Annotated in this window: 6 protein-coding genes and 4 pseudogenes; 6 read left to right on the plus strand and 4 right to left on the minus strand. The window is 57.1% G+C overall.

The window, feature by feature from the left end; translation table 11 throughout:
• Positions 1-222 precede the first annotated feature (222 nt).
• Positions 223-351: pseudogene (locus tag D3227_RS43480) on the minus strand (antirestriction protein); the annotation flags it as partial.
• 115 nt (positions 352-466) lie between these two features.
• A complete protein-coding gene (locus D3227_RS38215; protein ID WP_120019207.1) occupies positions 467-1,276 on the minus strand; it encodes a class I SAM-dependent methyltransferase in 810 nt (269 codons plus the stop codon).
• A gap of 570 nt (positions 1,277-1,846) precedes the next feature.
• Between D3227_RS38215 and D3227_RS38220 the strand changes: the two are divergent.
• The 3 genes and pseudogenes from D3227_RS38220 to D3227_RS38235 form a co-directional block, all read left to right on the plus strand.
• A pseudogene (locus D3227_RS38220) lies at positions 1,847-2,312 on the plus strand (Ros/MucR family transcriptional regulator).
• A 920-nt stretch (positions 2,313-3,232) separates the two neighbouring features.
• A complete protein-coding gene (locus D3227_RS38230; RefSeq protein WP_147377800.1) occupies positions 3,233-4,315 on the plus strand; it encodes a phosphatase PAP2 family protein in 1,083 nt (360 codons plus the stop codon).
• A 555-nt stretch (positions 4,316-4,870) separates the two neighbouring features.
• Positions 4,871-5,568 (plus strand): annotated as a pseudogene (locus D3227_RS38235) (IS110 family RNA-guided transposase); the annotation flags it as partial.
• Positions 5,569-5,617: 49 nt separating this feature from the next.
• On the opposite strand, the gene D3227_RS44625 reads toward D3227_RS38235, so the two are convergent.
• Both D3227_RS44625 and D3227_RS44630 read right to left on the minus strand, forming a co-directional pair.
• Positions 5,618-5,806 (minus strand): hypothetical protein, encoded by a 189-nt coding sequence (locus D3227_RS44625; protein ID WP_425374597.1) that lies wholly within the window; start codon positions 5,804-5,806, stop codon positions 5,618-5,620.
• Positions 5,791-5,937: pseudogene (locus D3227_RS44630) on the minus strand (transposase); the annotation flags it as partial. The pseudogene D3227_RS44630 and the gene D3227_RS44625, both read right to left, overlap by 16 nt.
• A 708-nt stretch (positions 5,938-6,645) precedes the next feature.
• On the opposite strand from D3227_RS44630, the gene D3227_RS41370 reads away from it, so the two are divergent.
• The 3 genes from D3227_RS41370 to D3227_RS38255 all read left to right on the plus strand — a co-directional run bounded on the left by D3227_RS41370 (position 6,646) and on the right by D3227_RS38255 (position 13,089).
• The gene (locus D3227_RS41370; RefSeq protein WP_147377801.1) at positions 6,646-7,485 is read left to right on the plus strand and encodes a hypothetical protein; all 840 of its coding nucleotides are present in this window, start codon (positions 6,646-6,648) and stop codon (positions 7,483-7,485) included.
• A 406-nt stretch (positions 7,486-7,891) separates the two neighbouring features.
• Positions 7,892-12,529: an RHS repeat-associated core domain-containing protein gene (locus tag D3227_RS38250; RefSeq protein ID WP_245452124.1), complete on the plus strand. Its 4,638-nt coding sequence runs from the start codon at positions 7,892-7,894 to the stop codon at positions 12,527-12,529.
• A gap of 26 nt (positions 12,530-12,555) precedes the next feature.
• Positions 12,556-13,089 carry a tetratricopeptide repeat protein gene (locus tag D3227_RS38255; RefSeq protein ID WP_120019211.1) on the plus strand — a complete coding sequence of 178 codons (534 nt, stop codon included), beginning with the start codon at positions 12,556-12,558 and terminating at the stop codon, positions 13,087-13,089.
• Positions 13,090-13,312 lie beyond the last annotated feature (223 nt).

A 13,312-nucleotide genomic window follows, 5' to 3' on the forward strand; every position in this document is an offset into this window, starting at 1 on the left:
GGCCCGCTGCACACAGAGAATTATTAGTAATCACTGATATTATGTGTCAAGATCTTCAACTCCTCCGGAGTCGGCAACGAATAGCGCTGGATGTAGCAACGGTGAGGATCAATAGTCGGAGCCGAGAGCGCCAATAGCGCCCGGTTCCAACTGACGTGCCAAACGAGAATGAGCAGTCATCATCGTCTCTATGGTCGAGCCAAATGAGTCGGCACAGAGCGCCTATTGCGGCCCGCTCTGCACCTCAGGCTGGCTTACATGCAACTGCTGAGCGTGCATCCAGTCGGCAGCGGCCTGTGCCTTCGCAGCGGCCGTGATGATGGCCCTCTTGTCATTCTTAAGTACGGCGAGTAATCAGCAGCAGATCGTAATGTGAAGGAACGTTCTTAGCGGGGCCGGCTGATCAAAGAGACAGGTCGAAAGGCGGCGCGATTTGCTACGCATTATTGGACAGTGATGGAAGACTTCAGCCTTTGGCCGTCGCCAGATTAGTGCTGACCTCGAAAGCGATTCCCGATCCATCGGTATAGGGTTGCAGCACGGGCGCACTTTCGCTCACGATGTCCTCCACGACGCGCTTGCGTTCATGATCGCCCATTGCCTTGCCGGCAGCACTCATGCCGACGAGCGCCATTGCGTTCAATCGCAGAAATGGAGCGTCGTCCTCGAACCGTATAGTGCGCGATACGACCTTCGACCGAACCTCGTTGAAACCCGCCTCCCGAAGCAGCGTCTCGAGCAGAGCAGCGTCTCCAAAGCTGTATCGCTGATCCGAGATTGCGCCCAGATGCCGCTCCGCGACGCGGCGCAATTCCCGAAAGAACGGGATTTCATCGTCGGAGCGCCAGGTGGTTACCGCCAATCTGCCGCCTTTCGCCAGCGCCCGCCGCATCTGCGCTGCCGCCGCAGCTTTGTCGGGAAAGAACTGCAATCCCTGCTGGCAGACGATGACGACGAACTGCTCCCCGTCATGGAGAGGCAGGGCGCTGGCATTGCCCTCGCGCCAGTCGATGTCTGGTGCCACGGCGCGCGCAATGGCAAGCATGTCCGAACTAACGTCGATGCCGACGACGAAGTCGGCGTTACCGAGCCGCTCCCTAGCAACGCGTGCCACGATTCCCGTTCCGCAAGCGATGTCGAGGACACGATCGCCTCGAGACAAACGTACTTCTTCGAGGGTCATGTCCGCCCACGGCTGGAAAAGAGGGCCTACGAGCCACCGCTCGTACATCTCCGGGAAAGTTGCCTGGTTCATCGCGTAGCTGCGCAGGGTCATGTTTGCCCCCAATGGATCTCGGCAGCCCTGTCCTGCATTGACACTGCTACCTTAGTGCAGCGGAAGTATACTCCCACGCTCAACTGCTGGCGAGATTGTCGTAGGCGTCTTGTGCGCTACAGGATCGTCGGGGCTGCGATATGGCACAGGAGGCGGCAAAGCCACATCAGCGCGGCTTTGACGAACCCGTTGTTCACGGAAACAGGCCCCACAGAGCGTCGAAGAGGTAGCCGCACGCTAAGGAGCCGAGGACGGCGAGCGACACAAATAGGATAACGGTGGAGGCCCGTAGGACCGGCACGACCGCCAGTACTCCCCACCATCTGGCGATAAGCGAACAGCGCATATTAGGTTCCGGTGATCTGACCGATAACCTGGCCAGCACCTTGAAAGCCCCACAGGAAGGGCTGCGAGAGCGCTACGGGCCTTTCATCCGCCTTCGGCCTCGCTATAGGCCTGGGCATTGCCGTAGGCGGGTGGTGCCCGGGTAATCCCTAGCCTGGTCAGCCTTACCAAGCACCAGCCGACTTCCTATGTATAAAGCTGGGTTTATGATTGTGGGGTTTGGTTATGGCTGACAACAACCTTGAGCAAGCTGAAGATAATATCCTAATCGAACTGACCGGGGCGATCGTTTCCGCATACGTCAGCAACAATCCGCTGCCTGTCGCGGGGCTGCCGGACCTGATTGCTTCGGTTCATTCGTCGCTTGCCGGTATTACCCATCACTGTCACGGAGGTAGCGCTCGTCCCTGCCGTCAATCCTAAGCGGTCGGTATTCCCCGACTACATTATCTGCCTCGATGACGGCAAGAAGTTCAAATCGCTGAAGCGCCATGTCGGCGTTCATTTCGGCCTCAGCCCGGAAGCCTATCGCACCAAATGGGGCCTGCCGTCCGACTATCCGATGGTCGCCCCGAACTACGCCGCGCAACGATCAGCGTTAGCGAAAGCCGCGGGACTAGGCCGCAAAGCCGCGCCCGCGCCTGCCAAGAAAGTGCCAGGAAAAAAACAGAATGGCAGCTCTGCAAAGTAGGGAATTGTAGGCAGACGATTCCCAGACCTAGTGCGGCAATTGGCTCATGACGAAGACCAGCACGGCGCCGACCGCTAGGACGAGCACGATCGCGACGAGGCGCAGCCGCTTCGAAGAATACTGGCGCCGCGGTCGCGCTACTTTTGTGCCATTGTACGCGCTGTAAAGGCGCCGGCCATCTTCCTCGAAGCGGTCGCTGTTCGGGTAGGCCTTCTTTGGCTTAGGGCGCGGTCGAAGTATCCCCATAGGGCAGAAGGATAGTGCATCGGACGGTTGTGCATCACGCTCAATCACTCTGGATCACGGTCCTGCAATGTGGAGCACAGTGCTGCATTGTTCGCCTCAATGTTGCGAGCACAACGAAAATGCAAGGCGTAGCGGCGCGCGCGAGTTGGGGCAGGGGATTGGACGCTGAATCAGGTTTGCTATGCAGCGGCTGAGCCGTGATCATCCCACTTGCCAATGGCATCTGATCGACAGCCATCCCGTCGCGCTTACCCGCGACACAGGCGGTCAAATGATGGATGGGGCAGACAAATAAACAAAATCAAGTAGTTATAAGAGTTTGTGTGCAAATATTGCACACGAAGGTTCTCCTTCTCTTCCGTTTTCGTTGCTGCGACGGGATGGCCGAGCGTCACCGCGAAGCGGATTTTTCCGTCGGCCATCGCCGGTACTGCGAAGGTGCGCGCCCGCGACCATGATGCTGCTCGGCGACGCCTAGAGGATGACCGAGGAATCGTCAAGGTCATGGATCACTGATACGATCCTTGCGAACGTTGGGGGACGGCGTCTCGCATCCGCAGCCTTGCGAGATAACGTGATTTGCGCTCGATCCTCTCATTTTTTCGAGATACGCATAAGCATACTTTAAGTCTGGCAGTGTATTCGGAAGGCCTCGATGCCGCTGAGGGGCTCTTGTGGACGCTTCTGGAGATGTGCTTGCGGAGTTCGGCCGCGACCTGCCGAAACAGGTCTGTCGTCCTGCCGATGCCGGCCCGGTGCTTGATGTCGCGCTCAAGCTGGTCGCGTTCTGTCTGCTGTACGTTCTCGGCGCCGCCCTGATTTGGCCGGCCACCTTCTATGAAATGATCTGTATCTATTTCACGGAACTTGGATTGCGGGGCTGGACTATTTTCGTCTTCGTCCTTGTGCCTGTAGCAGTGGTCGCCTCGCCCAGGAAACCAATGGAGTTCATCGTGAACCTCATTCGTTTCAGCGGGCCACGCATAGCTCTTGTCGTCGCGATCTTCACGCTGTCGCTTGCTGCATACACGACCTACAAGCTGAATATACCAAACGTGGTGCCTTTCTATAGCGACAGGGCGATGGCCGACCTTGATGACTTCTTTCATGGTCGCGCGCCCTGGCACATCGTCCATGCCTTCGATTCCGATGCGCTGTCCTGGCTTATCGTGCAGACATACTCCAGGATCTGGTTTTTCGGATGGTTTGCGATAGTGTTCCTTGCCGCGCTGCATGCCAACCGGCCAGTGCATCTGCGCTACCTCGCGGCGTTGGCGCTCACCACCCTGTTTGTCGGAACGCTGCTGGCGATGCTGTTTTCTTCCGTTGGACCGATCTTCTACGACCAGTTCTTGAATGACCCGCGCTATGCGGACCTCTTAAAGGCACTGGTCCAGCGCCCCTCCAACGCACTTGTGCTCAATTATTCCGAGTACCTGCTGCAGAGCTACAAGGCCGGAAAGTTTACGCTCGGCTCGGGTATCTCGGCGATGCCCAGCATGCATGTAGCCGTCGCAACGCTGAATGCCTTCTATCTGACTCGGCTCAACCGATGGTTTGGCATGGCAGGATGGGCGTTTGCGCTGTTGATTCTGTTTGGCTCTGTCTACACAGGCTGGCACTATGCGGTCGACGGCTACATCGCGATGCTTGTCGCCACCGTGATCTGGCAACGCACCGGCAAGTTGTTCGAGGACGAAGCCGCCGCGCCGCGATTGCCACAAGAGGCATCATTGCTGCCTTCGCCGCAGGCATAAAGTGCGTCGCGTTGAAACGGGTTTAGTCGACGCGCTTTAAGTCTTGTTTTTTATGCATGTCGTTACCCCAAAAGCGCCGCGCACACTTTTGGGCGACATATTTGGTAAAATCGCCGAACTGCTCCAACTATTTGTTTTTGGACGACGGCCTTATGCCAATTTGGCCAGCAGCCGCGGCGGACTTGTCCCGGCACTGCCTCACCGCGCATGCGCGGCCACGAGTAGCCTGATCATTCGGCGATGCTACTGAGGACCTGTGTGATTAAGTCATTCTCGCCCTTGCTACCGACCATTTTCGCGTTGATCGAGCGGAGATGGGGGAAAGTCGTCACGGCGCTTTGGCAGCTTGGCAGCCGCAGGCCACCGCAAGTGCACTGTGGTCCTGTGCGCCACCGGAGAGTGGCAGCGGCTAGGGGCAAATGGCTACCTAGCTGTTCGTTCTAGGCCACGCCCACGGCGTACTCGAATGGATTGGGTCTGACCGAAGAACGACTTCGCTTCGCTCAGCCTCGATCGTCTTCCCGCAACGACTGCCCTGCGTTTCTTCCCCCTGGCCGAACCGACAAGGCCGATGCCCTGGAGATCGCCCACATCGTGCGCACCGGCTGGTTCCGCCAGGCCTACATCAAGTCGGAGAGCTGCTACAGAACGCGGCTTCTGCTGACACACCGGCAATCTGAAGGCCAAGTTCCTCGACCTGGAGAACGCTATAAGCCACTCGCAGAAGTCGTCCGGCATCCGCTTGAGCAAGGTTTGGTCGCGCGGCATTCGAGTAGGCGGTGCGGCAGGCGGTGGCAGACGATCCGCTGTCAACCGAACTGTTGGACGCCAAGCGGTCGGCGCGCGCGGCGCTGTGGAGACAGTATTGCCGCTGCACGACCTCGTCGTGAAAATGGTGGCGCGCAGCGAGCCGCGCCGGCGCTTCATGGCCATCGCCGGCGTCGGCCCGGTGACGGCGCTTTCGATCATGACGGCGATCGACGATCCGTCGCGCTTCCGCCGATCGCGCGACGTCGCGGTCTACTTCGAGCTGACCTCTTGGCGTTGGCAGTCGGGTACCTCGATCGATGTTCAGGGCCGGATCTCGAAGGCTGGCGATGCGGACGTGCGGCGCGCGCTCTCTACGAGGCGGCGTCGGGACTGATGACGCGCTTCAAGGGCAAGGACAAGGTGAAGAGGTGGGGCCGGGAGATCGCCAAACGCTCCTACCACGCAAGGCCTGTGTGGCGGTGGCACGCAAGCTTTGCGTGGTCGCTGCCGACGCTGTTGGGCCCATACTTACGATTAGAAGATGACTCGGTCTCAACCGCGGACTTGCACGTTGTAGTCGACCAGAGCGCGGCTGTTGTCTTTGCGGAAGTCGGCGATCGTCTTGTGATCGGGGAACCAGCCGGCCGAGAAGGCAAGCTGGCGATGATCGTAGCCGCGGTTGTCGATGACATGAATGCCCTCGGCGCCGAGCATCTGCCGGGCGGCCTGCCATGCAGCCACATCCGCTCGACGTTTCGCGCGGCCTCGCGTTCCAGCCGTCGGCTCGACTGCTCCCGGCTAAGGTAGCCGTCGATGGAGAGCTTGAGTAGTACGGCAGGATGGTACGACGGCCTGCCCGTGTTCGCCGGGATCGCGTCGGCGAAACGATCGCCTCCAGGTCCACATGCCTCGACAAAAATGCCTCGATCGCCTGAACCGGTCGTCCTCGTCCACCCAGTCTTAAAGCCCTCCGGAGGAAAGGAAAGCTGCGAGCGACCCATACAATCCTCCCGCATCACCACGAGAGAATCTTACCTACTCATCCGTTTTCACTAAGCCAGGATCCGAAGCGGCCTTTAAGCCTGCGTTTGACCGAAGCCGATCTTTGCGCGTTATCTTTGCCATTTCGGGTCCAAACCGAGACATAAAGGCCTCGGAATCCGCGTCAGGTGTCCCGATCCGACATCGTAGAGGTGCCGAATTTGACGACCCTTGATACTAGCCAATTCCGCAGTCGTATTATCTTTTTTGATTTTAGGAAAATAATCAGCGCCGGCTTCACGATCTTGTGACTTTGTTGTTCCTATCGTAGGATGTTTGTGGCATTGTGATAATGTATATCAATAAGAAATTCGTCTTATTGCGCCTTCTATCGGATTCTACACAGCTATTAGCCATTTTTCCAAGGAAGCATATTAGCCATCTCTAACAAAATGAGGAATGGGCTCATGCATAGCAACACTTACAGGGGCATATTGGTCACTGTCACATGGCTTCTGCTAAGCAGTATATACTCAGCTAATGCTTGCACACTTCCTTTCACGCTCACGAACGGACAAGCTGCGGACGCAACGCAGGTGATGGCAAATTACAACGCTTTGCTGAATTGTGTGAACAGCGCCGTTCCTGGCGGCCCAACCAATTCCGTCCAGTACAATTCCGGGAGTGGAAATCTTGCAGGGGTGGGACCTCTGACCAATGGCCAGGTAATGATCGGCTCGACTGGAGGCGCGCCGCAAGCGCAGACCCTGAGTGCAGGATCGGGGATTACGATTACCAACGGACCTGGCAGCATCATTATTTCCAACGCCGGCAGCGCCAGCGGAGCAGGGCTTTATAGTCAGGTGATGTCCACGACGCCTACATCGGCAGGGACAGGGCTCACAACCTGGTTAAATCAGGGCAGTGGAGTCGTCACGGATAGTGCCGTTGGCATGTGTATAGATGTGCCATCGAGTGGATCGACAGCGAATTTCAGCGGCCGTTACATGGCTGCGCCTATGCCTCCCTACAAGATTACCACTTTGGTTGCCGTAACTCGGAACAGCAGTAGCTTTAGCGGTGTTGGCATTGGTTGGTACGACGGCATCGGCAAACTTCATACACTGAATTACACGACAAACGGCGGCGGTGCTCCGATATTTCAGGTGTTAAGATGGACTAACGTCACGACTGTCAGCGCAGTCGACGTAGCAAGCTCTGCGAATGCTTTTCCGCAACCGGTATGGTTACAAATTGCAGACGATGGAACAAACGTGTCGTTCTCCTTTAGCCAGGACGGAGCAAACTTTCTTCCGATCTTCTCGGTCGCGAAAGCCTCTGGTTTCCTTGGCTCGAGCGGTTATTCCAATATCATCTTTGGAATAAACCCCCAGGGCAGTCGGACTCTCGGTACCGTGATGTCATGGCGGCAAAACTGAAGGCGCACATCCGCCCATTGAACAGGTGAATCTAATCGGGCCAGTGTTTGTGAGAACTGTCAGGACAAGGATGCCCGCAATGACACGGTTCGGAAAAATACCCTTGCGAGCCCGCCGCGTAAGAACTTACTTGGCTGCATTGGTTCTGGGATTTCTTGGTGAATTTCCAGCAGATGCTAGCGCCTCGACTTCCTATACCTACGATTCCCTTGGGCGTCTTGAGACGGTCCTCTATGACAACGGCCTCTGTATTGCCTACACTTACGACGCGAACGGAAATCGGACAGCAATCACAACAATTTCCACGACACCAGGGGCACCCAAATGGGGCTCGGGTGTGTGGGGCTGCATTCCTTGGACGCCTTGATTCTGGTTGTCCCACGCGACCCTCGGTACGGACAACCCATTGGAGAAAGCGACGATGCGGGTGCGTAACTGGCTGCTTTTTGTTGCGAAATCGATCAGTATTGTAGCTGTGTTGTCATGGCCGGGTACGCTGGTGGCGGGTCCGGCTCCGGTTGCGGCCAGCGCCCCATTCGGCACTTCAGTTCAGGCGGCAATCCGCGCAGCGCACTTCAAAGAGCCACTCGTGGCTACTGGGCCCACTACAGATGTCGAGGATGTCGCCCTTTCGAAGGCGATTGTGGCCTATGGGCAACGCGCTCAACCCGATGACGTCGGCAGTCTTACGGAATTCCTGTCGAAATACCCCCGCTCCGGCTGGGGAGTGGCCCTGAACACAAACCTGGGGTTTTCCTATCTCCACTACGGCTACTTCTCGCGGGCCATCGATGCTTGGAAAAAAGCGTGGGACGAAGGCAAGGATACCACCGACCCGCAGGCAAGAGCGCTTGTTGACGGAGCCGTTGGCGAACTCGCGCGGCTCTATGCAAATCTAGGGCATACCGAACAACTGGCCGCATTGTTCGACCAGATTGGACGCCGCCCTGTAACAGGGTCCGCGACAGAAGCCATCCAAACCGCTCGTGAACAACTGACACTTGTGACGCGGGATCCACGCCACCTGTTTATCTGCGGGCCGTTGGCGCTCAAATCACTGATACTGTCTCAAAATGCCAGTTTCGAGAAAGTGGACTTTCTCCAGTGGTATCGCGCCGGACCAAACGGAACAAACCTGGCGGAAGTCGGTCACCTTGCCGACAAGGCGAACCTTCCGCACAAACTGGTGCTCCGGCTACCGGGCCAAACCGTCCCTGTGCCCTCGATCGTCCATTGGAAAGTCGGGCATTTCGCCGCGATTGTCGGCGAGGCCAATGGGCGTTTCCACGTACAGGATTCCGTATTTTCAGGCTCCGACCTTTGGGTGACGCCTGCCGCGCTCGATGCCGAGGCCAGTGGCTACTTCCTCGTTCCTGCCGACGTCTCGACTGACCACCGCTGGCGCACTGTGGATGTCGCAGAGGCGGCGGCTATTTGGGGAAGGGGACCGACGAATGGGACGAGGCCCGGCGACCCCGGCGATCCCGATGCAAACGGCTCAGGCAAGCCAGGAGGGCCCGGCGCTCCTGAAGGTCCTGCAGGACCTGGTGGTCTTGGAGGGCCTGGTAGCCCTGGATCAGGCCCGTGCCCTCTTTGCGGCTACAATATCAAGGAATCGAGCGTCAGCGTTACCCTGGCGGACACTCCCGTCGGCTACGCGCCACCGATCGGCCCGTCGGCGAAGGTCAGGATCAGCTACAATCAGCGCGAAGACAGCCAACCTCAGGTATTCGGCTTCTTCAATGTCAGCCCGAAGTGGACACTTAATTGGCTCACCTATGTGACTGATGACCCCACCAATCCGGGTGCGAACGTGTCACGGTTTCTATCTGGGGGTGGTGCGTTCTACTACACCGGGTACAACAGCGGCACAGGCAAGTTCGCGGCGCAATTCGATGACGGTTCAATCTTTACGCTCGTCTCTCAGACGCCAATCACCTACCGGCGTCAACTGCAGGACGGCAGCATCGAGACCTATGCCCAGTCCGATGGCAGTACCGGATTCCCAAGACGGATTTTCTTGAGCCAAGTAGTCGATCCGCAAGGCAACGCGATCGCGCTGACTTACGACGCCCAGTTGCGGCTCATTTCGTTGACCGATGCAGTCGGCCGTCAGACGACATTTACCTACGCGCTGCCGGGGCGGCCCCTGCTTGTCACCCTGATCACCGACCCGTTCGGACGCAGCGCGAAGCTGAGCTATGATGCCGGAGGGCGTTTGAACTCGATTTCCGATGTCATAGGCCTGACATCAAGCTTCACCTACGATGCCAATTCGCTCGTCAGTTCGTTGGCGACGCCCTATGGCACGACGACTTTCGCCTATACAGCTCCGGGTGCAGCTGCTCCGCCGCGTTTCGTGGATGTGACCGACCCGCTCGGATATCATGAGCGTGAGGAGTGGCTGGAGCCCGCGCAAATCCCGGACAGCGATCCTCCGACCAGCGTGCCGCAAGGCATGCCTGTCACGCCAACAAACCAATACCTGACCTATCGCAACAGCTTTCATTGGGACAAGAACGCCTACCTCGCTGCCAGTTGCACACCGACAGGCGGTTGCGACTACAGCAAAGCCAGGAACCGGCACTTTACCCATGTTCCAAACACCAGCCTCAAGTCGACGACCATAGAAAGCGTCAAATATCCCCTCGAAAACCGGATATGGTATTCCTACGCTGGACAGTCCAGCAGTATCTTTGACGGTACCTACAATCAGCCGACTGCCATTGGCCGCGTTCTCGATGACGGGACGACGCAGCTCAGCCAGTCTTCTTACAACCCCTCCAGCTTCAATCTAACCCAGTCGATCGATCCACTGGGGCGAACGACGCAGTTCAGCTATGCCGCGAACCAGATCGACCTGCTTGCAGTTACCCAATCCACTGCAAACGACACGCTGACGCCGATTGCTCAGTTCGCGTACAACAATCAGCATCGGCAGATTGCCTCAACAGACGCAGCCGGGAAGACCACAACTTATACATACAATCCTGCCGGGCAGATTACATCTACCGCCAACCCTCTCGGAGAGACGACTAGTTACCACTATGATCTCTCGGCGAACCTGACATCGATCACCAACGCCAACAACGCTACGGCGGCCAGCTATACATATGATGGTTTCGCTCGGGTCCGCACCTATACGGACTCCGAGGGCTGGACAGCGACCTACGACTATGACGCCGCCGACCGGTTGACAAAGATCACCTACCCGGATGGTTCGGCCGATATCTACACCTATGACAAGCTCGATTTGGCATCCTATCGGGATCGGGAGGGCAGGATCTGGCGCTACGCGCACGATGCCAACAGGCGGCTGACGGCAGTTGCCGATCCGGCCGGACATCAAACCCTGTTCGGCTACAACGGCATGGGTCAGATGACCAGCATGACGGACCCAAAGAGCAAAACAACAAGCTGGACCTACGATCTGCAGGGTCGCCTGACTTCGAAACAATATGCCGATAGCAGCACAGTCACCTACGCTTATGAAAACACGACGAGCCGGCTAAAATCGGTTACGGACGCCCTTGGACAGGTGAAGCAGTACACCTACGCCAAGGACAATCAGCCCATTGCCCTCGGTTATGCAAACGCGGTGAACCCGACGCCGAACGTCAGCTTCGCCTATGATGCCTATTTCTCTCGGCTGGTGTCGATGACTGACGGCAATGGCACCACGCACTATACCTACGTCGATGCTTTCCAGCCGGGCGCCATGCAGCCGCAGCACGAATGCGTCGTTCCGACCGGCCAGATGTCCTGTGCCTACCAGATTGACTACGGCTATGATGCGCTGGGACGGCCGAGCTCGCGGGCGGTGGGAGGTGCGGGAACTGAGACATTTGGATATGACGCGATCGGCAGACTGACGAGTCACGCGAACGATCTTGGCTCCTTCACGCTGAGCTACCTCGGCCAAACCAGTCAGGTCACAGGTCGTCAGCTTGCCAATTCCACTCTGTCGACCACTTGGAGCTATCTGCCCAATTCTGGCGATCGCCGGCTGGCTCAGATCAGTAATGTTGGTCTTTCAATCAGCCAATTCTCGACCTACCAATACACCACGACGCCCGAGAATCTCATCACCGCGATAGCCGAGACGAGCGACGCTGCTGCGGTCTATCCAAGCCCACCAGCGCAAACGGCGACCTATAACAGCCTCAACCAGCTGACTAACTTGTCTGGCCAGTCTTTGAGCTTCGACGCTAACGGCAACCTGCTCTCGGACGGCCAGCGAACGTACAGCTGGGATGCCGAAAATCGCCTCGTTGGCATTGCCTATCCCGGGCAACCGGGCAAGACGACCGCCTTCGCCTACGACGGGCTAAGCAGACGCACCACTATCACCAATACGCCGGCAGGTGGCGGCAGCCCTACTATGACCAGCTATATCTGGTGCGGTGCCTTCCCTTGCCAAGCGCGAGACGCTGCCAATTCGACCATACGGAAGTATTACAGTGAGGGCGAGGTCTTGCCTGGAACGCCGAGCCAGCTCCACTATTACGGGACCGACCAAATAGGTTCGGTGCGACGAGTTTTTGCCAGCACCACTAGCGCACCTACCTATGACTACGACCCTTACGGCACCTTGCTGCAAGGCACATCGCCACTGTCAGACTTCGCTTTTGCAGGAATGTTCGCCGATACAGATAGCGGTCTCAATCTGACGCTATACCGCGCGTACGATCCGACCGCGGGACGATGGCTAAGTCGCGATCCGCTTGGGGAAGGTAGAGACGTAGCAGGAAATCTTTATAGCTATGCATCACTCGATCCGATCACAAACACTGATCCATTCGGTCTCTTCGCCCGCCCCAACAATCCCAATCCCTGCGAGGTGGGATCGCCGCACACGCCGGATCAAACACCCGTAGATCCAGCCGAAGGCGCTCTGGCGAAGTGCTTTGCTCTTGTCAAGCTGTGCATAGCTGCAATTAGCCCCTTGCCTACGACGCCAGAGGTAAAGCATGTTCAGCCGCCTCAAATCGTTCGGCCGGGCAAGCCTGAACTACCGAGAATTGAGGGCAATCCACCGAATTAACATAATTCGGCGCCAGGAAGAAATTGATGCCAAAAAGCACTTCCTCCACACACAACTTTGCAGAGTATGTAGCGCTGGCAGAAGCTGGAAACACGGCAGCACAAATTTATGTAGGGTGGGCTTACCTAGAAGGCAGATTGGTATCCCAAGACCTGAGAGCCGGAGAGGAATGGCTTCGAAAATCGTACAAGCAAGGATCAGTGGAAGGCGGGTACCGACTTGCGATGGTGCTCGTGCAACGAAGTGACAGAGAGGGGATTGATCTCCTTACGCACTTGGGTGATCAGGGATATCCGCCGGCAAATTATGAGCTCGGCAATTGTTTGTATACCGGAAATCTTGTGCCGCGAGATGCAATCGAGGCCGCTAAGCGATGGGGTGATGCGGAGAAGAAAGGGCACGTTATTGCCCGAATAAAGCTGCTGAAATACCAGAGTTCTATTTCCCCGATTTATAAAAAACCGTTATTTGCTCTTAAAATACTTATTAATCTGCTATGCGCAATAATCTTGTTTTTAAAGAATGAGCGTGATGAGAGAGTACTGGGAACTTTTTCATAGAGTATTGCAAAGTTAGCCAGCTACTTCGCTTCGGCGGTTTCCTTGTCCAAATGCGCGCTTTTAGGAACGGCTGTTCCGGCCGAGCGCTAGTCTAGTCTAGAGCAGTTTCTGGATAATCACGGTTAGGCATCGTAGCCGGCGTGGGCGAACAGGTTTTCGCATTCTTTGGGGTGGAAACGATCGATGGCGACGGCCACGGCGTCCCATAATTCCGGGATGGACC

Source organism: Mesorhizobium waimense (genome assembly GCF_003601975.1).
Lineage (GTDB): Bacteria > Pseudomonadota > Alphaproteobacteria > Rhizobiales > Rhizobiaceae > Mesorhizobium > Mesorhizobium waimense.